Below are 26821 nucleotides of genomic sequence, written 5' to 3'. Positions count from 1 at the left end.
GATTCACATTGAAAGGAGATATAAACAATGAAAGAACAGACAAAGGAAGGAATCCTCCATCATATGAAGCACGAAGTGGACAAGCCGTTATCCATTAAAGAAATGGAAGAAGCGTTTGGCCTCGAGGATTCCAGTCAATTTAAAGCTTTTGTAAAATTGCTAAATGAATTAGAAGAAAACGGAGATATCGTCCAAACACGGACAAATCGTTATGGACTTCCAGAAAAAATGGATTTGATTCGCGGTGAGGTGATCATGCATCCTAAAGGCTTTGCGTTCGTGAAAACGGAAGAAGGGATGGATGACATCTTTATTCCCGGTGCAGAAATGAATAGCGCTATGAACAAAGATTTAGTACTTGTGCGCATGCAAACAAATACGAGTGGCTCACGCCCAGAAGGCACGATTATTCGGATTCTTCAGCGTGGAGTGACGCAAACGGTTGGAACATATTCAGACGATAAGCATTATGGGTTTGTCATTTCTGATGATAAACGAATTCCAACAGATATTTTTATCCCGAAAAATCAAGAGTTAGGTGCAGTTGATGGCCATAAAGTTCTAGTTGAAATAACTAAATATCCTGAAGATAGAATGAGCGCAGAAGGTCATGTGACTAAAATACTGGGACATAAAAATGATCCTGGTGTCGACATTCTCTCCATTATTCATAAACACGGATTACCTGGAGAATTTCCTGAGGAAGCTGTTGAACATGCTAATCAAGTTCCAGATGAGATATCGCCTGAAGAGATCGAAGGCCGACGTGATTTGCGAGATGAAACGATCGTAACGATTGACGGTGCTGATGCGAAAGATTTGGATGATGCTGTTCAAGTGAAGAAGCTTGAAAATGGTAACTACTTATTAGCTGTTCATATTGCTGATGTGACGCATTACGTCAAGGAAGGCTCAGCAATTGATAAGGAAGCGGCAGATCGTGCAACAAGCTGTTATTTAGTTGATCGAGTTATTCCGATGATTCCGCACCGTTTATCAAATGGAATTTGCTCACTGAATCCGCAAGTAGATCGTCTAACACTTTCTTGTGACATGGAAATTTCTCCTCAAGGTGAAGTTGTGAATCATGATATTTACGAGAGTGTTATTAAAACAAATGAGCGAATGACGTATACCGATGTACGAAAAATATTGTTAGAAGAAGATCAAGAAGTAATGGATCGCTATGAGTACTTGATTCCATTTTTCAAAAACATGGAAGACTTGGCTGCAATTTTACGAAAAAAACGTTTCTCACGAGGTGCGATTGATTTTGACTTCAAAGAAGCAGGGGTTAACGTAAATGAAGAAGGAACGCCGACAGAGATTGTTATTCGAGAGCGCAGTGTTGCCGAAAAATTAATTGAAGAATTTATGCTTGCAGCAAACGAAACGATCGCTGAGCACTTCCATTGGATGAAAGTTCCGTTTGTATATCGCATTCATGAGGATCCAGACGAAGAAAAATTAAATCAGTTTCTTGAATTTATCACGACATTTGGTTACGTCGTGAAAGGGAAGTCGAATACGATTCATCCTCGGGCCTTACAAGAATTGCTTGAGCAAGTAAAAGGAGAGCCAGAAGAAGCGGTGATTAGTACGGTAATGCTTCGTTCAATGAAGCAAGCGAAATATGAACCGGAAAATATCGGACACTTTGGTTTATCTGCTGACTTTTATACGCACTTTACGTCTCCAATTCGACGTTATCCAGATTTAATTGTGCATCGCTTAATTCGCACGTATTTAATTCATGGCAAAACGGACGACAAAACGATCGAAAGTTGGAATGACAAGTTGCCTGAAATTACCCGCCATTCTTCTGAAATGGAGCGTCGTGCAGAAGGAGCCTCACGTGAAACAGATGAGGTCAAAAAGGTCCAGTATATGGAGGACAAAGTTGGTCAGGAATACGAAGCGGTCATTAGCGGAGTAACCAACTTTGGTTTATTTGTAGAATTGCCTAATACGATTGAAGGTTTAGTGCACGTTAGCTATTTAACAGATGACTACTATCACTATGACGAGAAGCGTTATGCGATGATTGGGGAGCGCACAGGGAACGTGTTCCGGATCGGTGACGAAATCGATGTTAAACTTACAAATGTAAATGTCGAGGAAAGAATTATTGATTTTGAAGTCGTCGGCATGAAACCACGGAAGGCGCGTAGGAACGATGCCCCAAGAGTGATTGAAGGTGGCAACCGTAAAAAAGGGATCAACTTAGGCGATAAGTCTAAATCTACTGGTAAAAAGAAAGATGACGCTAAGAAAAAAGGCAGAAAAAAACCATTTCATGAAGGAGCCCCAAAAGGTAAACGTAAAAAAGGCAAAAAGAAGAACAAATAACGACCAATATTGATGATTGTTGAGCTCATCCTGGTGGGATGAGCTTTTGTAATGGGGTGGGATGCTGCTGGTAATTCAGATTTATGCAGAAAATACTGGTTTTATGCTGATATTACAAGGCTCTTTGCACAAAAACCGAAGTTATATGCTGATATTAGAATAATTATCATCAGAAACCTGTAATCTGAGGCCATAAACCACTAACGATAAACAAATTGATGGCACACACAAATTTTGGTATAATTGCACAACGAGGAAGACAGAAAGGATGCAGGAATCATGGCAGCTGAAGGAAAACTGATCGCACAAAATAAAAAAGCAAGACACGACTTTCATGTCGAAGAAACATTTGAAGCAGGCATGGTTTTAACAGGAACGGAAATTAAGTCGATACGAAATCGAAGAGTAAATCTAAAAGATTCGTTTGCTAGAGTAACGGGAGGCGAAGTGTGGATGTCTAATCTTCACATTAGTCCATATGAACAAGGAAACCGTTACAATCATGATCCTGTTCGCGCGAGAAAACTATTGTTACATCGTAAGCAAATTAACGAGCTTATCGGGTTGACCCAGCAAAAGGGATACACAATTGTGCCGTTAAAGATTTACATTAAAAATGGCGTCGCAAAAGTACTAATTGGTATTGGTAAAGGGAAAAAGAAACATGATAAGCGTGAAGATTTGAAGCGAAAAGATGCAAATAGAGAAATTCAACGTGCAATGAAAGATGTGAATTTAGGTCGTTAGAATGGGGAAGCTTACCATTTGACTAGTAAGTCTCATATGTTATACTAATAGATGTCGTTAAACAAAAGTTTTATGAACAACCGATAAGATTTATCCCTTATCGTTCTCACTTACATGGGGACGTTCTGGATTCGACAGGGGTAGGTCGTGCTTTAGTGGCGAGTCGAGCTGGGTGTCCTCGTATAAAACGCCCAACGCCTATAGTTGGCAAACAAGATAACGATTTCGCTTTAGCAGCGGCGTAACAACCCTGCAAGCGGTTCCTCCCTACATCGCCCATGTGTTAGGATCAGGGACTCACTCTCAGTGGGATACGCCTGGAGTTCTCCACCTGAGGACAATAGGAAGAGATTAATCAGGTTAGCCTCAAAGAAGCCTGTCTGGTTGGCTGAAATGATGGCGAAATTCTAATAAACCGACTACACTCGTAGAAGCTTCTGTTGCGTTGCCTCTGGACGTGGGTTCGATTAGTAACATAGTCGCCTTGTGTGGTGACACACAAGTGAAAACTTGGCTTTATCGGTGAAACCTACCCTGTATTATAATGAATGGTCAAAACGAGGACAGCAAAGCCCTTCGTTTGGACATCGTTTACACAGTATGGCAATGCCGAGCGGTATGGGAAGCAATTCACCAGCCGTGTATCGACTTATAGACTGCCTTCAAGGTAGTACTAGGATGTGAAATCAGCCAATGAATGTTGGCAAAACTACATTTCACATAATACGCCAAGGGACTTAATTAGCTAGACGACATAGCGATTAAGTTCAAGATATAGTCAGTGCCATGACGAAAGCATGGAAATACACGTCCCACCGTCTCCACCATACATATTGCTATGGTGGTTTTTATTTTTGTGGTGTGCCCGGCATGTCTAACAACTTGGTGGTGAAAGTCCACTACAGGCTTGGTAGTAGGAACTGTTAGCGGAAGGCAAGTGTCTATCGTTCGTTGTAATACAAAGTGTAATCTACTTTCCCTTTTGAATAGGCGAACTATCTGGATTATCGGAAATCATAAGTTCTGTGTTTCCAATTTGTACCTTTGCATGTGCAACAAGGTTCTTCAGCTCAGCCGTAAAAGTATTAGGCATTTCCGGCATTTTTCCGTATGAAATGATTTCAAGAACTTTAGCATCGATTGCTTGTTCATAAAACTGAATAGCTTCCTTTGCATTTCCGTCCATCAATAAATAGGCTTGTATGTCTCACAGTCATTATTATTCCTCCTTGAGTTTTGATTAAGCACTAATTAACTATATCAAATCAAACGTTTTTTGATTTTTTTTCGATTGCTATCTTGAGAATTTTTTTTAAAACATTGTTGAACAATTACTGCACAGTACAAAGATATTTTGTTATAGAAAAATGATCTTCAACAATCTTGACAATAGTGAACAACGAAGGTAGAAAATAATCAATATTTTTTATAAATTGAAACTTAAATTTGCTGGAAAAGAATTCATTTTGAACAACTTTGTTCAAAATGGATTCTTTTTATTTATCGTAAAAATAGGATTGTGAGGTATTTTTTATCAGACTTTCTCTTCAAGTTAAAAAAAGTCCTGTAATCAACTTTTCTTTAGATGAGTTTAAATATTCTTTCAATAAATATAAAATATTTGAAACTAATGTATTGTTCAGTCGTCAATACATTAAGAAAAAAATTGGAGTGAAATTGATGAATGAACCATTTGAGGATTGTGATTATATAAAAAATAAAGAAGATTGGATCGGCATGATTTTTGATAAATATGGAGATCAGTTGCTTAGGTTATGTTTTAACTATGTTAAGGATTGGGGCAAAGCAGAAGATTTAGTTCAAGATGTCCTTATCCAGTGTTATATCAAAATTGATGAGTTTAGGGGAGATGCATCCTTAAAAAATTGGATTTACCGTATAGCTATAAATCGGTGCAAAGATGTTCTTAAAAGTTATTCGTTTCGAAGGGTATTCTTACATAATTTTCAATCTATTCGAATGACATCTAAGGAATATATACCAGAAGACACAATACTTCAAAAAGAGGAAAATGAGATATTAGTGAAACAAATTTTTAGGTTACCTATTAAATATCGTGAAGTGATTTTGCTTTATTACTATGAAGAACTTAGAATATCTGAAATTGCAAATATCCTTTCAATTAATGAATCAACAGTAAAAACTCGATTAAGAAGATCTAAACAAAAATTAAAAAAAGGGTTAGAAAGAGAGGGTAATATATATGGAAAAACAATTAGATGAACTGAAAAAGATATTAGACAACAGTTTATATCACGGGAAAAGTCTATCAGAAAAAAGTAGACAGTCAGTTTATAAAAGAATTAACGAGAAAAAGAATCGGTCAATTATTTCATTTCGTTGGAGTTATATTATAACTCTTCCTGCTGTTGGAGTCCTTTTATTTTTATTGGTCCAACCCATTCTTTCCGAAAAATTGACAGTAGATCAATTAAATTCTGGAAATTCAGCAAATAATTTTGTGAATAACGAAATGGTTAATGAATCTCTATTGTCAGAAGAAAAACCTATATCCCTTTTGATTACTAGAGAAAATAACGAAGCTATAAGTTCTTCTATTGTGTTGGCGTTATCCCCTAAAAAACAAGATAAAAAATTAGTAGACATTCCTTTTTTCTTAAATATGTCAATTAATGAAGACAAAATTCTAACCATCAATGATAGTTATGAAAACGGAGGATTCAAAGGAATAAGAGAGGACGTACAACAGTTTTATAATATTCCGATTAACCACCATATTCATATAACAGACAAAGAACTCGTAGAACTAATAAATAGTATTGATGGAGTAGATGTTACTAATCCATTTGAGTTCAGTTATGAGGGGGAAGATTTTTCTGAAGGAGATTTACATCTTAAAGGACAAGACGCAATTCTCTATGGAGAGATGAGAAAAGATGATCCTAGAGGAGAGTTGGGAAGTATTGAGAGGAAAAATGAAGTGTTACTAACAGTATTTGAAAAAGAGCTAGAAAGCAACGATATTATTAATCTTTTTAAGACTGAGATAAATAATGAAGAGGTTAATATACTATTAAAGTCATATCTAAATAATAGCAGGAATACTGATGTTTTAGAAATTAAAGGGACAGGTCGGTTGGTTAATGAGACCTACTTTTATGAGATTGATGATAAAACAAATTATGAAATAAGCGATGAGATAAATAATTACCTATTTGAGGAAGTTAATTAAAATATGAAGTATATTTTGTTATAAATATACTTGATTTAATAAAAGTGAGGCATAAATATGGAGAAATGAACAAATAGGGGAGACCAAATTTATATACAATTGAAAGTGGTGTTTTTGCAGACGAACTTGAGATAAATAATATATAAATTAGAAAGGATTCACATAATTATGGTTATAAGTGGACGTGATAGAAAAAAAAGTAAAATAAAAAATGTGATTTTCTTAACATTAACTATAATGTTATCTTTGGTTGTTGTAACATCAGTTTATGCTTATTTTGAATATAAACAAGGAGTTAAAGAGGCAATGGAGCTAACGGACAAATTAGATATCCCTAATGAAGAGGTAGAATTTAAAGGGGTTGAAGACAGTATTGGAAATGTTAATATTCTACTTTTAGGTGTAGATGCTAGAGGGAGTGAGAGTTCACGATCGGATACTATTATGATTTTTCAATATGAACCTGAAACGGGAACCTCTAAAATCGTCTCAATAATGAGAGATACCTATGTAGAAATACCGGGTTATAATAAACAAAAAATAAATGCAGCCCATGCATTAGGAGGGGCTGAATTAGTTAGAGAGACTATCAAGGAAAACTTTGATATAGATGTACAGTACTATGCAACCATTGACTTTAGTGGTTTCTCTCATCTTATTGATACAACTTTCCCAGATGGTATTCAGGTGGAAGTAGAAAACGAAATGTCTAAAAATATTGGGTTAACTCTTTATCCAGGAGCTCAGAAATTAAATGGAAAAGAATTGTTAGGATATGTGAGGTTTAGACACGATTCACAAAATGATTTTGGTAGAGTTGAAAGGCAGCAAGAAGTAATGAGTCAAATAGCTGATGAAGTGACTAGTATTAAAGGTATTACAAAAATTCCTAATATGATAGGAACAATCCAACCTTTTATAAACACCAATATTGATAATCAAACAATAATGTCAGTTGGGACAGAATTTGTTAGTGATGATACAAATATTGAAAATTTAAGAATACCTATTGATGGATCGTTTACATCTAAAACATATGATGGTGTAGGAGAAGTCTTAGATCCAGATTTAAAAGAAAATAGAGAAGTTTTACAAAAGTTTCTAAATCAAAACCCTGCTTAATTTGTTACCCATAAGGGGATGGAAACAATTTGAGGATTGAGAGGTTTAGGTTATAAATAACACATTTTTCTAGGGGATCTTAGTAACAAAACAACATAATAATTAATTCACTTTAAGTATTTGACACGCAGTAACTCGATAGTACACCTAAGCCCACTCTGTTCACAAAAGTGGGCTTTTCACATGTATTCAAAGACGTTATCTATCGTTCTATCGTGATAATTATAGTATAATTTCATTGGGAAACATTGGTATGATGTTTGCTTTTATTGAAAAACTTAAATTTTAGTTGTGAAAAATATAAATATCGTCACACGAAGCATAGGGGAGATAAATATGAACAAAATTTTAGTTGTTGATGATGATGTGAATATTCGCAAATTGATAAGACTGTATCTAGAAAATAAAAATTTCAATGTGGTGGAAGCTTCGAATGGACAGGAAGCATTAGACCTTTTATCTCATGAAACGATTGATTTAGCAATCATCGACGTGATGATGCCTGAGATTGATGGCATTGAATTAACAGAAGATATCCGATCATTTCTAAATATTCCGATTCTAATGGTTACTGCTAAAGGTGAATCACAGGATAAAGTAAGAGGGTTTAGCGCTGGAACAGATGATTACTTAGTAAAGCCGTTTGATCCAGTAGAATTAACACTGAGAGTAACGGCATTATTAAAGCGGTACAACTCTATTTCAACTAACGTTATCATGATAGGTTCATCAAAGTTAGACAAGGAACAATTATTTGTTCAGTCTTCAGATGAAACGGTATCTTTAAAAAGAAAAGAATGTGAGTTGTTATCAGAATTAGCGAGGTCACCTGGGAAAATATTTACTCGTTCACAATTAATTGAAAAGATATGGGGCTATGATTATGAAGGGGACGATCGAACTGTAGATGTCCACATCAAACGATTAAGAGAGAAGTTAGTTCCAATTGCAGATATTAAAATAACAACGGTTAGAGGACTAGGATATCGCTTGGAGGAATTTAATTGATTAAAAAAAGTCTTTATATGCGAATTATCCTAGCATTTATAAGTGTTGTTATCATAAGTATTTTTATTTCATACATGATCACTTCTCTGTTTTTTCACCAAGAAGTCATATTTGATGAAGAAGTTTCTAAAATAGCAACAGGAGTTTCTGACATAATTGAAATCACCGATCAGGAAAATGCTGATCTTGTCGTGGATACGCTAAGTGAGTTTAATTTTGAACTTTTGTTAATCGATGCAGAGGGTGTTTCATATTCGTCGAATGATGCGGCATTTTCAGTTGATGAGGAAACAAAATCAAGGTTTTTAGATGCTGAAATGAATCAAACTATATTACCGTATGATAAAAGAGATGCGACGAGAACTGTAGGTATGCCCTTAGAAATATCTAATGAGTCATATGCAATGTTTATTCATCTTAGTTTTGAGGATGAAGTGGCTGCTTTTAAAAAAATTATTATCGTCTCACTTTTTTTGGTGCTATTAATTGGTAGTTTGTTATTTTTATTTGCATCAAGGTATTTAGTTAATCCTATAAAGAAATTAACGAGCGCTGCAAAAGAGATGGCTACTGGGAATCTGTCCGTTCGTTTAAAGAGTAGAGATAAAGACGAAGTTGGAGAATTAATTTCAAGTTTTAACTATATGGCATCTGAGTTAGAAAAAATAGACAAAATGCGAGATGACTTTGTCAGTAATGTTTCTCATGAAATCCAGTCTCCGCTAACTTCAATAAAAGGATTTACGAAGGCGATTAGGGATGAAGTCGTCCCGGTAAAAAATCAACAAGAATACTTAGATATCATTTATCAAGAAACAGATCGATTATCTAGGTTAAGTGAGAACTTATTGCAGCTTGCGTCACTTGACTCCGAAAAACATCCATTTCATCCTGTTACATTTAATTTAGATGAGCAGATAAGAAGGGTTGTATTAGCAACTGAACCGCAGTGGAAAAAGAGAAACAACAAAATTCAGTTAGATCTGCAATCGGAAGAAGTGACAGTGGATAAAGATTTATTTGAGCAGGTATGGCTAAACCTATTAACTAATGCTATAAAATACTCCTCACCAAGTAGCGAAATAATGATAGTAATGGAAAGTAAGAGTCATGAAACAACTATAAAAATTAGTGATAGCGGAAAAGGAATTCCTAAGGAAGACATTCCATACCTATTTGATAGGTTTTATAAGGTAGATAAAGCTAGAAGTAGTGCAGAGGGAAGTGGCCTAGGTCTAGCGATCGTGAAGAGAATTCTATCGATCAATAATTGCACAATTGATTTAGAAAGTGAAGAAGGAATAGGGACAACATTTACGGTAAAAATTCCAAAAAACAAACTTGAGTGACAGTGATTAGGCCGGCAATCTATCGTTCGCTCGTATTTATTACATATTTTTAGTTCATTATTAGTTCATAAAAGTGATCTACAATAAATGAGTGAAAGTATGAATGCTTGTTAGAAGAGAAATAGATATACTAAGCTGGAATAGTCATTGACGAACGATATTTCTGTAAAGATATATTCTAGGTCTTGAGATAAATTCTTTTCCAGTTCATTTTGAGTTCATATTCACATGGTATCTTATTGTTAAGTTACTAAAGTGTTTATTAACTTAACTGTAGGGTGGGGTGTTAATGGACCGAAAGAAAATTATGAATGAATTGGAAGAGGTAGTTTTAGATATCAATATATTTTTAAGACACGAATTAGGTCGTGAGTTTGGTACTGAAATGGGCAAGAGAATGATGAACCTTTCCCATAATCAACAAATGGTTTTATTCTTAATAGAACATAAAGGAATCAATCATGTGAAAGATTTAGCAAGATACTTAAATGTCTCACCAAGTGCGGTGAGTCAGATCATTGCGAAATTTGAACAACAAGATGTATTAAAGAGGAAAGTTGAAGATTCGAATCGTCGAAGTACGTTAATAGAAATGGGACCAAAAGGAAGAGAAATACTCGATGAAATGAACAAGATAAGATCAACGGTTTTTCTGAAGTATTTATCTAAAATGGAAGAAGACGATCTACTAGTTATAAAAAGCAGCTTTAGTAAGTTTTATAATATCATTGTAGAAACCAAGGAGGAACACGAGTGAAGAATCTAACAAAATTTTCGATTAAAAGACCAATTTTTACAATAGTAACGATGGTTCTATTTTTACTATTAGGGGCTATTTCATTTACTAATATCCCATTACAATTAATGCCTGATATTGATCCACCAATAGGTGCTGTTGTGACTAGTTATCCAGATGCCGGACCAGAAGAAGTAGTCGAAAAGGTCTCCAGGCCGCTAGAGACAAGTTTAGCTACAGTGCCTGGGTTAAATAATATTAGTTCGATTTCCATGGAAGGATCTTCCATGACAATATTGGAGTTTTCTTGGGCAACGTCAATGGATGATGTAGAAAATGATATTCGAAGTCAGATGAGTCAAGCGCAATTACCGTCTGAAGCGGGATCACCAACCTTCTTGAAGTTTGATCCTTCTCAACTGCCAATTATGCAATTGTCGTTGTCATCGATTGGTGACGAAGATAACTTTAGTGAATTAGCAGAGGATTTAAGTATGGAATTGGCAAAGCTAAATGGTGTTGCTTCCGTTGATTTGACAGGTGAAGAAGTTGATGAAATTCAAGTAGAACTCGACCAGGATTCCCTCGAGGAGTATGGACTAGATCAGTCGAATGTGATTCAAATGATTCAATCCCATAATGTGACATCTCCTGGTGGTATCGTTGAAAGTGACGACCTTCAGTTTACAACTCGCGTGTTATTTGAAATGACAAGTATAGAAGATATTGAAAATGTTGTACTTACTGTCGATGCAGAGACAGGGGATGACGTAACCGTTGCAGATGTGGGCTCTGTTGAATTACTACCGGAAAACTCCGGAGCGATTACGAGAACAAATCAAGAACCTGCTATTATGATGAGTGTACAACAACAATCAGATGGTAACATGGCACAAATTTCGTCAGAAGTTAATGAAGAGTTAGCCCGATTACTAGATGAAAATAAATACAGTGATATTGAAATGGCGATGCTTTTTGATCAAGGAGAATATGTCGAAGAAGCTATTTCTTCCGTATCGTTAGCATTAATTGTTGGTGGATTATTTGCAGTTCTAGTCTTATTTGGATTTCTAAGAAGTGTGAAGACACCACTGATTGTTGGAATTGCGATACCCTTTTCAGTAATCGTAACGTTTGTGTTATTGTACTTTACAAATATGTCATTAAATATTATGACATTGGGTGGTCTTGCTTTAGGAATAGGAATGCTTGTAGACAACTCGATAGTTGTTATTGAAAATATTCACAGGCACTTGTCTATGAGAAAGGATCCGAAAACAGCTGCCTATGATGGGACGAAAGAAGTTGGGGGTGCGATAACAGCATCTACGTTAACGACAATTTCTGTTTTCTTACCGGTGGTCTTTATTTCCGGAATAGTCGGGAATATTTTCATGGAGTTTGCTTTGACTGTCTCATTCAGTTTATTAGCTTCACTTGCTGTAGCGTTAACAGTTGTACCGATGATAGCTAGTAGAATCTTGAAAACTCCGAAAGAAAATATGGAGGAGAAACGACAAAAAAGTAAATTTATTAAGGTTATTAGTAGTTCAGTTAAGTGGTCATTGAAACATCGGTTAGGAGTATTGGCAATTACATTCTTCCTCCTAGTTGCTGGTGTCTTCGGTGTCTCCCAAGTAGGAGTAGAATTTATTCCAGATACAGATGAAGGGTTCTTCGAAATTGGTGTGGAATTAGAACATGGAACACCACTTGAAGAGACGCTCGAATCAGTAGAAAACATTGAAGAAGTTTTAGATGATGAACAAGATATTTTACACTATATGAGTACAATTGGATCCACAGGACCAGAAGCAGCATTATTTGGAGGATCCGGATCAAATGAAGCGTCTATTTTTATTACGATGCAAGCTTTACAAGATAGAAATATTTCTACAATAGATTTTGCAGACTCTATCCGACGAGATGTTGAACGTGCAGCCCCAGATGCTGAAGTATCTGTCGAACAACAGGCAATGATGGGTGGGGCACCAAATACGCTATCATTTGACGTAACAGATGCCGATCCGACTCGGTTGGAAGAAGTTGCCGATGAGATTCTTGCAGAATTTGAAGACATGAGTGAATTTAATGAGGTATCGAATGATTTAACAGACACCGTTACCGAAATTCAATACAATGTCGATGATGAAGCTGCTAGAGAAAATGGCTTTGTTCCTGCACAAATTGCACAAATGATAAACGAAAAAATGAATGGAGCTTTTGCCACGCAAATTGTGACAGAGCAAGAAGATATTTATGAAGTACATGTCCGATATGGTGAAGAGTTTACGACTACTGTTGATGATGTAGAAAATTTATTACTTCGTAATGACGCTGGAGAATATGTAGAATTTGGTGAATTGGTTGAAGTAGAAGAAGGTGAAGGGCCAGCAACTATTAACCGGATTAACCAAGAGTCTTCCGTACAGTTTTCGTTACAGTATGGAAATCAATATAGTCTAGGCGAAATATCTCAATTAGCCGAAACGACCATCGATGATCTAGATATTCCAGATGAAACGACTGTGAATTTTACAGGGGATCAAGAATTACTTGAAAGTGCGATGAGTGATTTAACATTAGCGCTTATGCTTGCTCTTGTATTTGTGTATTTAGTACTTGCAGCACAATTTGAGTCATTTAAATACCCATTTGTAATCATGTTCAGTGTCCCATTGGTAATCATTGGTGTGGCGCTCGGATTGACTTTAACATTAACACCGTTAAGTGTAATGGCGTTTATTGGTTTAATAGTATTAGCAGGGATCGTTGTAAATAATGCGATTGTGCTAGTCGATTATATTAATAAAATGAAAGAATCAGGTATGCGAAGTTATGATGCAATTGTTGAAGGAGCGAAAGATCGTGCTCGTCCAATATTAATGACTTCAATCACAACGATTCTAGGGCTTGTACCATTAGCATTAGGAATGGGAGAGGGATCAGAAATTCAACAACCGATGGCAATCACGGTTATTGGTGGGTTGATAAGTTCGACATTCTTAACATTGTTCTTCATTCCTGTGATTTACAGTTTCTTTGATAAAGAAACGCGGCATTTGAATAAAAATTATGTAACACCTGATGGACAATTAATTCCAGCATATTTAATTGATGAAAGAAGTACCAACCAGAAAGATCAGCAAAAATATGCTTTACCATCAGATAGTTATCAGTCGCAACAGGAAGATTCCCTAGATCAAGAAGAATATTATCGGGAAATAACTGAAGACGAATATGACTATGATGAAGAGATACAGGATATCGAATTTACTGATCAAACTAGTGAAAACAAAAACGATACGAAAAACGATCGTGGAGAAACAAAGGAAGATAGAAGAGAAGAGTTATTAGATTTATTAGAAGATGTATTGAAAAAAGAACGAAGAAAAAACGACGGTGAGTAAGAAGCAATTAATTACAAAACAGATTCATTTTAGGCTATTGAGAGTATTATTATCTCAATAGCCTATTTTTGTTTGAAATTCGAAAACTTTTTTTATCAATTGGTTGAGATCGTCCCTTTATTGACGGTACGGATAACAGCGATAATCGCTCGACATAATAACAATTTAACAAATAAAGATATAAATGAGTGGTGCCATGTCCAACCATTTTTCCAAGTGATTAAGTCTGTAGTTTTTGCTAAATAAGTTTCAAACAATACTTGAGGAATGACAAAAGGAAAGACTTTCAAAAGAATGCCTAAAGGTTTGCTATTTAGCGTAAGTTGATTGAAATAAAGTAAAAGTAAAGGGTAGTGCACATAATCAAACGGCAAATGAATTGAAATTTTTTTTGGAAAAGGTCTTATTTTGTATTCCAGATACCCTCTTGACACAAGCAATCGATCTGCAAAAGAATTTCCAATAACACTGACAAGGTAAACAATAATCCAATCTTTGAATGAACGTTTTATGATGGCAAACGGTAATATGATTAGTGAAATGGTAGTGATGATTATTAAAAATTTCTTTTCTTTTTTTCTAGTCATGTTTCAACACCTCTTGTTATAGAGTGATAAATTACTTCAACTATTATTCATTTAGTCATTGATATGTTGAAGGAGTTAATTTCCATTGCACGTAACTTTAATAAAAAGACAGGGATTATTGTAACAACAGTTTTTATATAACCTCTATTTAGGGTCTACTGAATAACTTAAGTCTTTGCAAAGAAGGTACTATATTTATGAGAGTAGGATGCCTCTTTCATGGCTTCGCTTTCCGCGGTGAAGTCGTCAAGCCGCTTCGGGCAAATGCCCTGCAGGGTCTTGCCAGGACTTCCATTACCGCAGGAGTCTCGCCATGAAAGAGGCATCCTTAGTGTTTAAAGATGGCAAAACTCTCTAACCTGCAAGGTTTATGGCCTATGTTCCGATCAATCCTTTGCACTTTACTACGATAAAAAAGACGGTAACCCTATTAACAATTAGCATTTTTAATTATTCAGTAGTCCTTATTTATAATTGGAAAAAGGCTTTGGAGATTATCTCTCCAAAGCCTTTATCGTCAATTTCTTTTTTGCCGAGCTGCGCTGTAAAAATTAACTAGTACGTCCATGCCCTTGTCAAAATGATCTAGTGGGAAACTTTCATTCGGTGAATGAAGGTTGTCTTCTGGTGTGCCGAACCCAAGAAGAACAACAGGAATTTGAAAGAGTTGATCCAGTTGTTCGACGACTGGGATCGATCCTCCGAGTCGGACGAAGACGGTTTCTTTGTTGAAAGCAGAAGTTAGACTTTCAGCAGCTTTTTGTAAAAGGGCATGATTAGGGTCAACTTTGTATGCTTTCGCAGATAATGCTTCGCGTTTGACCGTTACAGTAACACCTTTTGGTACATTGTTTTCAATGTAGTCCACGAGCAAATCTTGTATCTTTTGCGGTTCTTGACCTGGAACTAACCGGCAGGTGATTTTTGCTGTTGCCGAGGAAGGAATAATTGTTTTCGACCCTTCTCCTTGGTACCCACTGTACATGCCGTTAACTTCAAGTGTTGGTCGTGCCATAATATGCTCGTTCACCGTGTAGTCGACCTCTGCTGTGGTTTCTGGAACACCCGTCGTTTCAAGGAAGTTTTCACCGGGCGCTTCGTTCATCAGCTTGCGTTCGTCTGTGGCTAGTTCTTCGACATCATCATAAAAACCTGGAACTGTCACGCGTTCATCTTGATTTTTCAGCGAGGCAAGTATATGACTTAGTGCCATCGCTGGATTTTTGACAGCCCCACCGTATAAGCCAGAGTGAAGATCACGATTTGGTCCGTTGACTGTCACTTCAAGCCCTGTAAAACCTTTGAGACCGTAAAGCATGGTTGGTTGGCCTTTATCAACCATACCTGAGTCAGAGATGAGGGCAAAGTCAGCAGATAGTAATTGTTTATTTTTTTCTAGGAAAGGATAAAGGTTTTCACTGCCAATTTCTTCTTCTCCCTCAATGATGACTTTGACGTTTACAGGCAGTCGCCCTTCCGTTTTCATAAACGCTTCAAATACGGCAAGATGCATAAATACTTGTCCTTTGTCATCACTAGCGCCACGTGCAAATATTTTTCCATTTCTCATTTCAGGCTTGAATGGCTCGCTGTCCCATAGTTCATAAGGGTCTGCCGGTTGGACGTCGTAATGACCGTAAAAAAATACAGTTGGAGCATTTTCTGCTTCAAGCCACTCTCCGTAAACGAGTGGATGGCCTCCAGTTTCTTTCATTTCAACGTTGTTAAAGCCGATCTCATTTAAATAATCTGCAACGAAATTGCCTGCTTTAAGTACATCCTCTTTATATAAACTGTCAGTACTAATACTTGGAATCGTTAGAAATTGAGTTAATTTATCTAGCAACACTTCACGGTTTTTCTGAAGATATTCTTGTACATTGGTTGTCATAACAATTCCCCCTTGAATGTTTAATTCTTTATGTGTTGAGATTATTTTGCCTAGTTCATTTGCTATTGTTTCATATTTCTCCGTAAAAAACCATTGTGAAAGGTGTTGTCACTTTTACAGGAAACATACAGGTGGGACTAGCATAGGCATAAACATACACAAAAAAAATGGCTACGCAGGGGGGAAGACAGATGACTGACAATATCCTTTTTGCTTTTAATATGACGTTGATCGCTGGGCTAGCGACAGGGATTGGTAGTATTTTAGCTTTTTTCACTTCAAAAACAAATACGACATTTTTATCGTTTGCGCTTGGATTTTCCGCAGGGGTGATGATTTACATTTCAATGGTCGATATTTTCTATAAAGCACGGATTCTTCTCGTTGCTGAATTAGGTGAGGTATCTGGTAATTGGGCGACGGTAGCTGGATTTTTCAGTGGAATGTTTATCATTGCGATTATCGACCAAGTGATCCCAGAACCTGGAAATCCTCACAACTTGAAAAAAGTTGAGGAGATGCAATATAAACGTACTTCTGTGGATGATGAGCAATTGTTGAAAATGGGCTCATTCACAGCACTTGCTATTGCGATTCATAACTTTCCGGAAGGGATGGCGACATTTATGGCTGCCTTGCAGGATCCAGCACTAGGAGTTGCGATTGCGATTGCAGTTGCGATTCATAATATTCCAGAAGGTATCGCAATATCAGTTCCTATATATTATGCTACTGGTGATAAAGCAAAGGCGTTCAAACTCTCATTTATGTCAGGACTTGCTGAACCATTAGGCGCAATCGTCGCCTTTCTAATTCTGATGCCCTATTTGAATGATGTATTGTTTGGCGTTGTGTTTGCTGCGGTTGCAGGAATAATGATCTTTATATCTTTGGATGAACTCTTACCTGCTGCGAAAAAATACGATGAAACGCATACTCCTATTTATGGTGTCATGACTGGGATGGCAGTTATGGCAATTAGTTTACTCTTATTAATCTGAATCAGAATCATAAAAAAGTGGTTAGATAATCATGTAGAGTAGGATAGTTATATTAGGAATGAAGTATTCACGAATTATTTGCTAAATACCATAGAAATAAATGTTTTCAGAAAACTCATTGCGTCGATGTGTTAAAATGAGTATGATAGGATTTATAACATCAATTTTTCAAAAGAGGGAAAAAAATTAAGTGAGATAATTGTTAAGGGGATGAAAATATGGATGACAAAAAAGATTTACGGATTCGCAGTCATGTAATTAGTGAAGGCGTGAACAGAATGCCAAACCGCTCGATGCTTCGAGCAGTTGGTTTTAAAGATGAAGATTTCAAAAAACCGATGATAGGTATCGCAAGTACGTGGAGTGAGGTTACGCCATGTAACGTACATATTGATGAATTGGCTCGCCAGGCAAAGAAAGGCGCGACAGTTGGTGGCGGTGCTCCGATGATTTTTAATACAATCATGGTCGCTGATGGCATTGCAATGGGACACGAAGGCATGAATTATTCGTTACCTAGTCGTGAAGTAATTGCGGACTCTATTGAAACAGTAATGGGCGGTGAAGCTCTTGATGGAATGGTGGCGATTGGTGCCTGTGATAAAACAACACCAGGCTGTCTGATTTCAATGGGACGGTTAAATTTACCAGCTGTTTACGTATACGGTGGAACAATCCAACCAGGGAAACTAAATGGACAAGATATTGATATCGTATCGTCGTTTGAAGCGGTTGGTCAGCACCAGCAAGGGTCGATTGATGATGATCAACTTCATAAAGTAGAATGCAGTGCATGTCCAGGACCTGGTGCATGTGGTGGAATGTATACAGCTAATACAATGGCTGCAGCTGTTGAAGCGCTAGGAATGAGTATTCCAGGTTCATCATCAACGCCAGCAGTAGATGATTATAAAGATCAAGAGTGTCATCAAGCAGGTGAATTAGTCATTCGACTTCTTGAAAAAGATATTCGTCCTCGTGATATCATGACGAAAGAAGCTTTCGAAAATGCAATTACGGTCGTAATGGCTCTTGGTGGTTCAACTAATGCATTTTTACACTTATTAGCGATGGCTCATGCAGCTGAAGTAGATTTGAGTCTAGATGATTTCGAACGTGTTCGACAAGACGTTCCGCATTTGGCTGACTTGAAGCCAAGTGGAAAATATGTCATGCAAGATTTGTTCGAAGTCGGTGGTGTTCCTGCAGTCATGAAACTTCTTCATGAGCATGGGTTGTTGCACGGCGACTGCTTAACGGTTACCGGAAAAACAATTGCAGAGAACTTAGCAGAAGTTCCATCTCTAACCGAGGGACAAGTTGTTATCAAACCGTTTGAAGAGCCAATTAAACCGAACGGACCACTTGTTGTGCTTCGCGGTAACCTAGCTCCAGATGGTGCAGTGGCAAAGATGTCAGGGCAGAAAATTAGTCGCTTTGAAGGAATTGCGAAAGTGTACGATAGTGAAGCGGATGCAACCGTCGCAATCGAAGCAAGAGAGATTGTCGAAGGAGATGTTCTCGTCGTCCGCCACGTTGGCCCAAAAGGTGGACCAGGGATGCCAGAAATGCTTTCGATTACGGCAATGATTGTCGGACAGGGGTTAAACGGCAAAGTTGCTCTTATGACAGATGGACGTTTCTCTGGAGGCTCGCACGGATTTGTTATCGGGCACGTAGCTCCTGAAGCGTTTGTTGGAGGTCCAATTGGTCTCTTACAAAACGGAGACAAAGTGACGATTGATAGTGGAACACAAGAGATTAATATGCATGTAAGTGACGAGGAATTAGCGCGCAGAAAAGCGGAATGGAAGCAACCTGCATTGAAGTATAAGAGAGGTATTCTCGCTAAGTACGCCAAGCTTGTAGGATCTTCATCCAAAGGTGCAGTAACAGACGACGATTTAGAATAATAGTTAAGAGATGAAGCACAGCCTAATCGGCTGTGCTTTTTGTGTTTTTTGGAAGAGGGAGACGGTCAGCAGGATCAGTGGTAATGGACATCGATATGCTGTGCGCTTAACTTAGCAGAACGGACTTGGAAAGGGTACATGGAGCAAGGAAATGTACCCTTAGTGAACTTGAATTTGGGAAGAAGGGTCACAAGAAGAGGTAGCTTGTACCCTTAGTGAACTTGAATTTGGGAAGAAGGGTCACAAGAGAGAACAGCTTGTGCCCATAGTGAACTTGAATTTGGGAAGAAGGGTCACAAGAAGCGGTAGCTTGTGCCCATAGTGAACTTGAATCTGGAAAGAAGGGTCTCAAGAGAGAACAGCTTGTGACCAATACGCCACCTGATCACAAGAAGTAGCGCTAATATCTTTCCGAATCCTCTATCCGTCTGAATTCTTCTCTCATTCAATCGTTTCCTCAAGAAGAACTCACAAAGGGCACAAACAAAATCCAAAAATCGTTAAAAACTCTATTACTACCATTGTTAAATTGGAAAAATCTTAAAAACATTGACCAAAACGTGAAAAACCTCATTTAAGTGATTCACATCACATCAGGCAATCCTCCCCCATGATATTCTTTTAATGAAAACAGTTATCAATTAGACGCAGAAAACCAAAATCTTTAAACATCACAATAAAGAGGTGATGAATCATGAAAGAAATATCTTTAAAGAAATCAGTTTATGAATTGTGCTCAGAACATCCAGAATTAGCTGATGTCATGCGCGGTATTGGATTTGTCAATATTACTAAACCTGGAATGCTGCAATCAGCAGGAAGAATTATGACGATTCCAAAAGGGTGTCGGGCAATGGGGATGTCGCTTGAAAGTGTCTGTGAACAACTAAATAATCATGGGTATAAAACGACCGATTAGAGGAGGAAATATAATGAGTGAAATGATTAATAACCGAGAAATGAGTGCGGTTGAAAAAACGGAGCGTCAGGCGTTATTGAAAGATATCATCAAAGAACTACATGAGGGAAAAAACGTTGAGGATGTTCGCGCACGATTTGAAAGCGCGATTGACTCCATTAGCGTGAGTGAAATATCACAAATGGAACAAACATTAATGGAAGAAGAAGGAATCTCAGTAGAAGAAGTTCAACGTTTATGTTCCGTTCATACAGCAGTTTTCAAAGGGTCAATTGAAGAAATTCATGGATCTTCGGCAAATGATCCGCAAAATCGACTAGGTCATCCAGTCCACACTTTTTTTCAAGAAAACAGAGAAATTGATCACCATGTGAACTTTAAATTAGCATTACATCGAGATCAATTTGAGAAGGAACCATCCGAAGAAAAGGCTGCTAAAATTCTTGCCGACATCACTGCCTTGCTAGAGTTAGATAACCATTATAGTCGAAAAGAAAATCTACTCTTTCCCTACTTGGAGAAATACGGTATTTTTGGACCGACAAAAGTCATGTGGGGCGTTGACGACCGCATTCGCGCAACGATAAAAGAGTTGAGATTAGAGCTAAATGAGGACACGTGGACAAAAGATAGTGTGATTGATTTGGTTAATGAGATTGTTCATGAAGTGTCTGAAATGATATATAAAGAGGAAAATATCCTCTTACCGATGGCACTCGAAAAGCTGACTGAAGATGAGTGGTTGAAGATTGAAAGGGAAGGAGACGTCATCGGGTACACATTTATAGAACCACCAGCCCCATGGCAACCGGATCGAGCTGATTTAACCAATGATGGAACATTTATGAAAGAGGGCGTAATTCAATTAGAGACAGGCATTTTATCTGTCCAACAACTCGAACTAATGATGAATCACTTACCCGTGGATATTACGTTTATTGATGAAAACGATGTTGTACGTTATTTTTCACATGGAAAAGAAAGAGTCTTCCATCGCACAAAGTCAATTATTGGTCGAACGGTGCAAAACTGCCATCCGCCGCAAAGTTCTCATATCGTCAATGCCCTTCTCGATGAATTCAAGTCGGGTGAAAAAGATGTGGAAGACTTCTGGATTCCGTTCAAAGATAAATATGTGTTAATTCGTTACTTTGCTGTTCGCAATGAACAAGGAGAATACAAAGGCACGTTGGAGTTTACACAAAACATCAAGTCTATTCAGGAAATTACGGGTGAAAAGCGATTGATGTCTTAAAACAGATAACAGAAATATCTAGAAAATATTGAGTCAATCATTAACAATATGAGGAGGAACAAACAATGACACAAATAATAGAAGAAAAAGTGTATGAAGCATTAGGAGAAGTGGTGGACCCAGAAATTAATATGGATATAGTCAATCTTGGGTTAGTTTATAATGTGAAAATTGGAGATAAAAATGATGCACATATTGAAATGACGCTTACTTCAATGGGATGCCCGATGGCAGGACAAATCGTCACAAGTGTGAAAACAACAGTGGCAAACATGGTTGAAGAGATTGAACATGTCGAAGTGGATATCGTTTGGAGCCCAGTGTGGGGAAAAGAACGCATGTCTCGCTATGCGAAAATGGCATTGCGAATTCCAGGTTAACACGTCACCGGTAATAAATGTCTTAAAAAATAGAATTGACGAATCTAATCATGCATGGTACTATTCATACTAATCAAAACATCAATTTATCATAGTTAAATAGTAAGAAAACTCTTATCGAGAGCGGCGGAGGGACTGGCCCTATGAAGCCCGGCAACCATTGTAAGAGATAGAAATTCGTGTGGACGTTATTATCCACAACTTGACTTCTATCAGACAAAAGGTGCCAATTCCATCAAAGGTTTCTGACCTTTGAAAGATGAGAGAGACTTTTCTGCCGATAGGTATATTTTCGTCTCTCTGTCTTTATTTGACAGGGAGGCTTTTCTATTTTTAATGACGTTTATTACAAAGTCGAAGAAGGGCGTGTTAAGCATGAGTGAATTGGTAAAAAAAGTCGGTATCATTGGGTTTGGAACGGTCGGTAGTGGAGTATACGAAACGTTACTAAATAAACGAGCGAAAATAGAAGAACTAATTGATGGGTCATTTGAAATTCCAGTGGTACTAGTGAAAGACTTAAATAAAGCGAGAGAAATGAATAGTAATACAACTCTTACAGCAACATTTGAAGATTTGGCTAAATTTAATTTGGATGCAGTCATTGAAGCGTCCCCAGATGCCGTTACTGGTTATCCATATGTCAGACAGTTATTGCAAGAAGGAATCACTGTAGTGACAGCGAATAAAGAGTTGATGTCAAAGCATGGAGAAGAATTGTTGGAACTAGCGGACCGTTTTCAGTGTCGCTTGTTTTTTGAGGCGGCAGTTGCTGGTGGAATTCCACTTCTAACTAGTGTTCGTCATACATTGAAAACGAATGATGTTGAGCAAGTAGAGGGAATAGTTAACGGGACGTCTAACTTTATTTTAACGAAAATGCGCGAAGATGGAGAGTCTTTTCATGATGCGTTGGCACAAGCTCAACAACATGGATATGCCGAGGAAGTGCCTGATAAAGATATTGATGGCTGGGATGCTTATTATAAAACGACGATATTAAGTCAATGGATTTATCAGACTGCACCTAGTTGGGTAACGCAAAATCCAGTTGGTATCAGAGGGATAGATTCGCGAGATTTAAAGTTAGCAGAAAAATTTAATGGACGGATTAAGCATATAGCTTCATTGAAAAAGAACTCGCGAGGTATAACTGCGTCTGTCAGACCACAGCTTGTCTTAGCAACAAATCCACTTTATGGTGTAGAGGGTGTAAATAATGGCGTTCATATCAAAGGCGATATTGTCGGCTCATTACTTTTTCAAGGAGCGGGAGCCGGAAAATACCCTACATCGAGTGCTATGATAGAAGATTTAGTAAACGATTGGACTGGCACTAGCGAAAAAATCCCATTCGACGTTTATAAATTTGCAGCGGAACCTTCGTCTGATCAGTTAAATAAATTGATTAAAAGTGTCAGTCAAGAGGTTACGTTTTGGTTTGTGTCTGGAGAACAGTTAACATTGCCGCTAGATAACAATAATCTGATTGAAAAATTAACGCATATCAAGAATTTTGACGGAAGAGAGGCAATGATCGTCAAAGGTGAGGAGACAAAAGTGATCGAATTAATCGGTTCACAAAACCAAAATGTTGTTATTTATCCGATATCTGGTGATAAAGAGGAAATTTTTCAACTGGACGGTGCAAAAGAACCAACTTTTTTATAAGCTTGAAAGTGTGATTGGATAAAGGTTTTTACACATTTAAAAAACTAAATGTCACAATAAATTTACAATAAATAGTCTGTTTTATGAGATATTTTAAAATTTTTCTAACATTTCACGAAAAATGTGGTATTCTGTAATGGTAGTTATCGTAATAGATTTATACATATTTTTATAGAGTAGAGGTGTGTTCTATGTTTAAGACATTACAGAATATTTTTCGTGTTGGGGATCTAAGGAACAAAATCATGTTTACGCTTGCATTGCTTATTGTTTTTAGAATCGGCGCTCATATTCCAGCTCCTGGAGTAAATGCGGATGTGGTGAACTTTGATGGTCTCGCTGCATTAGGGTTCTTAAACACGTTTGGAGGAGGCGCTTTAGAGAACTTCTCGATTTTTGCAACTGGAATCATGCCTTATATTACTGCTTCTATTATTGTTCAGTTGTTGCGAATGGATGTCGTTCCTAAGTTTTCAGAATGGGCAAAAGAGGGGGAGTCAGGTAGGAAAAAGCTTGCGCAAGTTACGCGTTATGGTACTATAGGAATTGCATTTATCCAAGCAATAGGAATGTCTATCGGTTTCAATAATATTATGCCGGGATTGGTTCCCGATCCTTCATTAGTGACATATTTAACGATTGCGCTTGTTTTAACAGCAGGAACTGCATTTCTACTTTGGTTAGGTGAGCAAATTACTGCGCACGGAGTGGGGAATGGGATATCGATAATGATTTTTGCCGGTATTGCAGCAGGTATTCCGAATGGAGTGAATCAACTCTATGGTATGTATTTAGTCGATGCTGGAGAGCAGCTATTTATTAATATCGTTATAGTCTTACTCATTTTATTGGTAATTCTATTGGTTGTAATTGGTGTTATATTTGTTCAGCAGGCAGTTCGTAAAATTCCTGTCCAATATGCGAAAAAAATGTCTGCGGGAGGGAAGCCAACAGGCGGTCAATCTTCTCATTTACCTATAAAAGTAAATACAGCAGGTGTTATTCCAGTCATTTTCGCGATGTCGCTGTTTATTTTCCCACCAACGGTTGCCAATTTCTTTGGTGAAGGAAGTCCAGTTGCAAGTTGGATTGTAAATACATTTGACTACACAAATCCTATAGGGATGGTGGTTTACGCTGCTCTTATTATCGCCTTTGCATATTTCTATACATTTGTGCAAATGAACCCAGAACAGATGGCAGATAATCTTCGAAAGCAGAATGGGTTTATACCGGGTATCCGCCCAGGAAAAACAACAGAAAAATATATCGTTAAAGTGTTGTATCGGTTGACGTTTGTTGGTTCTTTATTCTTGGCTACTGTCGCTATTTTTCCATTAATATTCGCTCAGTTTGCTGGCTTACCGCCTTCTGTTCAAGTAGGTGGAACAGGACTATTGATCGTCGTTGGCGTCGCATTAGATACGATGAAGCGAATCGAAAGTCAATTAATTGATCGTAAATACACAGGATTCATGAAAAGAAGTTCGTAATTAAAAAGGTTGCCTCCTCAAAAGTTTTGGGAAGGCAATCTTTTTTTGCGCAATGGCACATTATTGCTGATCTAATAAAAAAACGGTAGAAGTCTAAATCTGTGTTTACACCAATACGTATAAATTTCACCGTATTTTTTTTCTAAATACCTTTCTTCCTGTTTCATTACTGGGTGGAGGGAACTTCCCAGTAAAATAAAGATAACAGGAAAAGCAAACCAGTGGTTGCTAATAAACAAGCCGCATCCTAGTGTAATTAGAAATAGACTTGTATGAAACGGGTGTCTGTGGTATCGAAAAGGTCCATGGCTATAAAGCGGGCGTTCAAAAAATGGCAAGATCAAATGGTTTGATGGAACCATCACGATCTGATAAGTCCAAAAGCGAATCAATAGACCGTGGATAAGAAAGTAAAATCCGGTCATTTTTGCATAGTTGCTTGAAGGCGGCATGTGATCTTTTAATAAATAACATAGGAAAAGAGACGTAATTAAAGTGACTAGCACAAAGACGTACCCGGTTCCCTCCTTCCTTTTGTCCTCTCTTTTCTTGAAAAAGAAATACTCCGCCGTCATACCTAATAAAAGAATGCTGATAAAAACGGTTTGATTAGTCATATGAGTAGTGTGAGCTGAATTTAATGAAAATAGTCTTATTTGAAAGAAATAGCTGGCTGGAGAGTTGGATGAAATATGGGGATTACGTGTAAAGATTAGAAGGGGAAAGAAAGTTATATAATAGCGTATTTGTGCCTTGTTCAGAAAAGTTTGAAGGGAGAATCGAATTCGATTCTCCCTTCATTTGTTAAAACAAACTAATTACATTATTAGGGTTCAATAGATCAAATTTTTATAAGCTTGACTCTATTTTTGAATCACCTGTATATGGAGCACAAGAAGTATCAACTTGTGCCCCATGAATTGGAGAACAGCTCGCTAAAGGGCGCAAGGAACAATACTTGTTCCCAATCACCTTGCTTTTCTAATTTAATTATACGGAAATTGGTTTGAATATCCTTGAAACTGTTGATGAGTTTGATTCATTTTTTGTGCGTCTTCTGCTTCAAAGCTATACCAGCCTTTTTCAAACATAAGGTTGAATAAGTTTCGTTGGCATTGCTGAGACTCGTTAAATATCCCTTGAATATCTCCATAAAGAGCTTGATGGCTAGCTTCATTTAAAGCTGTTGAATAAGAACTAGTCATATATTTTTCAGTTGCCAACATGTCATTGATGTAATCACGGTCGTTCATTTGCGGGGTTTTAGGAATTTGAGTTTCTGGATTCTCTATTTTCGTTCCACTTTGTTGTTGTTGCTGGTTCATCAAATCACTACTCCTTTCATCAAATGGGTAACATTCTGTTCGACAAGATGACCACGTTATTGTACCTACTACTGTAATGTTCCTTGTTGGCCAGGGGTTTGTAAGTGACTTAACAACTTTTGGTAATGCTCGTAATGCATCTTTCCGGCTTGATCTAATGCTTGCGAAATCTGTTGATCCGCACATTGTTCAGCAAATGCATGTGCTTTTTTCATAGCAAGTAAATTCCACGATAGCATATCACTAATATACAAGTGGTCTTTATTTGTTACCACATTAGGCGGTTGAGGCATTGTCTGCCCCTGGTTCATTGACTGTTGCTCCATAAAGCAATCCTCCTTCAGTTTGATGGGGATAGTAACGTTTCGGAGATAGTTTTTACGAAAAATCACTTTCTATTCGTTAGCATGTAGTATAAAAACGTCTTATCTGAAAGCCAATTCTCTTTCTG

General features: G+C 37.4%; 22 protein-coding genes, 1 other RNA gene and 1 riboswitch. Of the genes, 17 read left to right on the top strand and 6 right to left on the bottom strand.

The annotated features are described in order from the left end of the window. Positions 1-27: 27 nt before the first annotated feature. The 3 genes from rnr (at position 28) to ssrA (ending at position 3566) form a co-directional block, all read left to right on the top strand. Complete coding sequence (rnr, locus tag ACM26V_RS13065; protein ID WP_416147145.1) at positions 28-2349, top strand: ribonuclease R; 2322 nt, start codon at positions 28-30, stop codon at positions 2347-2349. A gap of 276 nt (positions 2350-2625) precedes the next feature. Next, positions 2626-3096 carry an SsrA-binding protein SmpB gene (gene smpB, locus ACM26V_RS13060; protein WP_416151879.1) on the top strand — a complete coding sequence of 157 codons (471 nt, stop codon included), beginning with the start codon at positions 2626-2628 and terminating at the stop codon, positions 3094-3096. Between the two features lie 124 nt (positions 3097-3220). After that, positions 3221-3566, top strand: a transfer-messenger RNA (tmRNA) gene (ssrA, locus tag ACM26V_RS13055). 500 nt (positions 3567-4066) lie between these two features. On the opposite strand, the gene ACM26V_RS13050 is transcribed toward ssrA, so the two are convergent. Further along, positions 4067-4282 (bottom strand): hypothetical protein, encoded by a 216-nt coding sequence (locus ACM26V_RS13050; protein WP_416147144.1) that lies wholly within the window; start codon positions 4280-4282, stop codon positions 4067-4069. A 494-nt stretch (positions 4283-4776) separates the two neighbouring features. Here ACM26V_RS13050 and ACM26V_RS13045 point away from each other — a divergent pair, with 494 nt between their 5' ends. From ACM26V_RS13045 to ACM26V_RS13015, 7 genes are all read left to right on the top strand, one after another. Continuing rightward, positions 4777-5340, top strand: coding sequence for a sigma-70 family RNA polymerase sigma factor (locus ACM26V_RS13045; RefSeq protein WP_416147143.1), 564 nt, complete (start codon positions 4777-4779; stop codon positions 5338-5340). Next, a complete protein-coding gene (locus ACM26V_RS13040) occupies positions 5321-6310 on the top strand; it encodes an LCP family protein (RefSeq protein ID WP_416147142.1) in 990 nt (329 codons plus the stop codon). The genes ACM26V_RS13045 and ACM26V_RS13040 overlap by 20 nt, the downstream gene beginning before the upstream one ends. A gap of 168 nt (positions 6311-6478) precedes the next feature. Further along, complete coding sequence (locus tag ACM26V_RS13035) at positions 6479-7432, top strand: LCP family protein (RefSeq protein ID WP_416147141.1); 954 nt, start codon at positions 6479-6481, stop codon at positions 7430-7432. A 336-nt stretch (positions 7433-7768) separates the two neighbouring features. Further along, positions 7769-8440, top strand: coding sequence for a response regulator transcription factor (locus ACM26V_RS13030; protein ID WP_416147140.1), 672 nt, complete (start codon positions 7769-7771; stop codon positions 8438-8440). Then, entirely contained in the window at positions 8437-9789 is a 1353-nt protein-coding gene (locus ACM26V_RS13025; protein WP_416147139.1) for a sensor histidine kinase, read from the top strand. The genes ACM26V_RS13030 and ACM26V_RS13025 overlap by 4 nt, the downstream gene beginning before the upstream one ends. A 289-nt stretch (positions 9790-10078) precedes the next feature. Continuing rightward, entirely contained in the window at positions 10079-10546 is a 468-nt protein-coding gene (locus ACM26V_RS13020; protein ID WP_416147138.1) for a MarR family transcriptional regulator, read from the top strand. After that, positions 10543-13935 (top strand): efflux RND transporter permease subunit, encoded by a 3393-nt coding sequence (locus ACM26V_RS13015; protein WP_416147137.1) that lies wholly within the window; start codon positions 10543-10545, stop codon positions 13933-13935. The genes ACM26V_RS13020 and ACM26V_RS13015 overlap by 4 nt, the downstream gene beginning before the upstream one ends. A gap of 95 nt (positions 13936-14030) precedes the next feature. Here the strand turns inward: ACM26V_RS13015 and ACM26V_RS13010 are convergent, their stop codons facing one another. Both ACM26V_RS13010 and ACM26V_RS13005 read right to left on the bottom strand, forming a co-directional pair. Further along, positions 14031-14522, bottom strand: a complete 492-nt coding sequence (locus ACM26V_RS13010; RefSeq protein WP_416147136.1) for a CBO0543 family protein — start codon at positions 14520-14522, stop codon at positions 14031-14033. A 517-nt stretch (positions 14523-15039) separates the two neighbouring features. Further along, positions 15040-16413: a dipeptidase gene (locus ACM26V_RS13005; protein WP_416147135.1), complete on the bottom strand. Its 1374-nt coding sequence runs from the start codon at positions 16411-16413 to the stop codon at positions 15040-15042. Positions 16414-16604: 191 nt separating this feature from the next. On the opposite strand from ACM26V_RS13005, the gene zupT reads away from it, so the two are divergent. The 7 genes from zupT (at position 16605) to secY (ending at position 25045) form a co-directional block, all read left to right on the top strand. After that, positions 16605-17414: a zinc transporter ZupT gene (zupT, locus tag ACM26V_RS13000; RefSeq protein ID WP_416147134.1), complete on the top strand. Its 810-nt coding sequence runs from the start codon at positions 16605-16607 to the stop codon at positions 17412-17414. 218 nt (positions 17415-17632) lie between these two features. Further along, positions 17633-19327, top strand: coding sequence for a dihydroxy-acid dehydratase (gene ilvD / locus ACM26V_RS12995; RefSeq protein ID WP_416147133.1), 1695 nt, complete (start codon positions 17633-17635; stop codon positions 19325-19327). Positions 19328-20021: 694 nt separating this feature from the next. Further along, a complete protein-coding gene (locus tag ACM26V_RS12990) occupies positions 20022-20246 on the top strand; it encodes a DUF1858 domain-containing protein (protein WP_416147132.1) in 225 nt (74 codons plus the stop codon). Positions 20247-20259: 13 nt separating this feature from the next. Then, positions 20260-21501, top strand: coding sequence for a DUF438 domain-containing protein (locus ACM26V_RS12985; protein ID WP_416147131.1), 1242 nt, complete (start codon positions 20260-20262; stop codon positions 21499-21501). A 65-nt stretch (positions 21502-21566) separates the two neighbouring features. Then, positions 21567-21881: a metal-sulfur cluster assembly factor gene (locus ACM26V_RS12980; protein ID WP_416147130.1), complete on the top strand. Its 315-nt coding sequence runs from the start codon at positions 21567-21569 to the stop codon at positions 21879-21881. 111 nt (positions 21882-21992) lie between these two features. Further along, a riboswitch (SAM riboswitch) is annotated at positions 21993-22147 on the top strand. A 109-nt stretch (positions 22148-22256) separates the two neighbouring features. After that, positions 22257-23552 (top strand): homoserine dehydrogenase, encoded by a 1296-nt coding sequence (locus tag ACM26V_RS12975; protein WP_416147129.1) that lies wholly within the window; start codon positions 22257-22259, stop codon positions 23550-23552. A 191-nt stretch (positions 23553-23743) separates the two neighbouring features. Next, positions 23744-25045: a preprotein translocase subunit SecY gene (gene secY, locus ACM26V_RS12970; RefSeq protein WP_416147128.1), complete on the top strand. Its 1302-nt coding sequence runs from the start codon at positions 23744-23746 to the stop codon at positions 25043-25045. 71 nt (positions 25046-25116) lie between these two features. Here the strand turns inward: secY and ACM26V_RS12965 are convergent, their stop codons facing one another. The 3 genes from ACM26V_RS12965 to ACM26V_RS12955 form a co-directional block, all read right to left on the bottom strand. Continuing rightward, positions 25117-25470, bottom strand: a complete 354-nt coding sequence (locus ACM26V_RS12965) for a methyltransferase family protein (protein WP_416151878.1) — start codon at positions 25468-25470, stop codon at positions 25117-25119. Between the two features lie 561 nt (positions 25471-26031). Beyond that, positions 26032-26370: a spore coat protein gene (locus tag ACM26V_RS12960; protein WP_416147127.1), complete on the bottom strand. Its 339-nt coding sequence runs from the start codon at positions 26368-26370 to the stop codon at positions 26032-26034. Between the two features lie 68 nt (positions 26371-26438). Beyond that, positions 26439-26696, bottom strand: coding sequence for a hypothetical protein (locus ACM26V_RS12955; RefSeq protein ID WP_416147126.1), 258 nt, complete (start codon positions 26694-26696; stop codon positions 26439-26441). Positions 26697-26821: the final 125 nt, after the last annotated feature.

Source organism: Salipaludibacillus sp. HK11, assembly GCF_047795645.1.
Taxonomy (GTDB): domain Bacteria; phylum Bacillota; class Bacilli; order Bacillales; family Salisediminibacteriaceae; genus Salipaludibacillus.
This window is presented reverse-complemented; position numbering and strand designations above follow the sequence as displayed.

Coding starts and splice junctions, on each gene's coding strand:
- ACM26V_RS13035 (WP_416147141.1), top strand. CDS start 6,479: ATGGTTATAAGTGGACGTGATAGAAAAAAAAGTAAAATAAAAAATGTG.
- ACM26V_RS13045 (WP_416147143.1), top strand. CDS start 4,777: ATGAATGAACCATTTGAGGATTGTGATTATATAAAAAATAAAGAAGAT.
- ACM26V_RS13020 (WP_416147138.1), top strand. CDS start 10,079: ATGGACCGAAAGAAAATTATGAATGAATTGGAAGAGGTAGTTTTAGAT.
- ACM26V_RS13010 (WP_416147136.1), bottom strand. CDS start 14,522: ATGACTAGAAAAAAAGAAAAGAAATTTTTAATAATCATCACTACCATT.
- ACM26V_RS12965 (WP_416151878.1), bottom strand. CDS start 25,470: ATGACCGGATTTTACTTTCTTATCCACGGTCTATTGATTCGCTTTTGG.
- ACM26V_RS13005 (WP_416147135.1), bottom strand. CDS start 16,413: ATGACAACCAATGTACAAGAATATCTTCAGAAAAACCGTGAAGTGTTG.
- ACM26V_RS12990 (WP_416147132.1), top strand. CDS start 20,022: ATGAAAGAAATATCTTTAAAGAAATCAGTTTATGAATTGTGCTCAGAA.
- secY (WP_416147128.1), top strand. CDS start 23,744: ATGTTTAAGACATTACAGAATATTTTTCGTGTTGGGGATCTAAGGAAC.
- ACM26V_RS12955 (WP_416147126.1), bottom strand. CDS start 26,696: ATGGAGCAACAGTCAATGAACCAGGGGCAGACAATGCCTCAACCGCCT.
- ACM26V_RS13030 (WP_416147140.1), top strand. CDS start 7,769: ATGAACAAAATTTTAGTTGTTGATGATGATGTGAATATTCGCAAATTG.
- ACM26V_RS13040 (WP_416147142.1), top strand. CDS start 5,321: ATGGAAAAACAATTAGATGAACTGAAAAAGATATTAGACAACAGTTTA.
- ACM26V_RS12975 (WP_416147129.1), top strand. CDS start 22,257: ATGAGTGAATTGGTAAAAAAAGTCGGTATCATTGGGTTTGGAACGGTC.
- ACM26V_RS12985 (WP_416147131.1), top strand. CDS start 20,260: ATGAGTGAAATGATTAATAACCGAGAAATGAGTGCGGTTGAAAAAACG.
- ACM26V_RS12980 (WP_416147130.1), top strand. CDS start 21,567: ATGACACAAATAATAGAAGAAAAAGTGTATGAAGCATTAGGAGAAGTG.
- zupT (WP_416147134.1), top strand. CDS start 16,605: ATGACTGACAATATCCTTTTTGCTTTTAATATGACGTTGATCGCTGGG.
- rnr (WP_416147145.1), top strand. CDS start 28: ATGAAAGAACAGACAAAGGAAGGAATCCTCCATCATATGAAGCACGAA.
- ACM26V_RS13050 (WP_416147144.1), bottom strand. CDS start 4,282: ATGGACGGAAATGCAAAGGAAGCTATTCAGTTTTATGAACAAGCAATC.
- ilvD (WP_416147133.1), top strand. CDS start 17,633: ATGGATGACAAAAAAGATTTACGGATTCGCAGTCATGTAATTAGTGAA.
- ACM26V_RS12960 (WP_416147127.1), bottom strand. CDS start 26,370: ATGAACCAGCAACAACAACAAAGTGGAACGAAAATAGAGAATCCAGAA.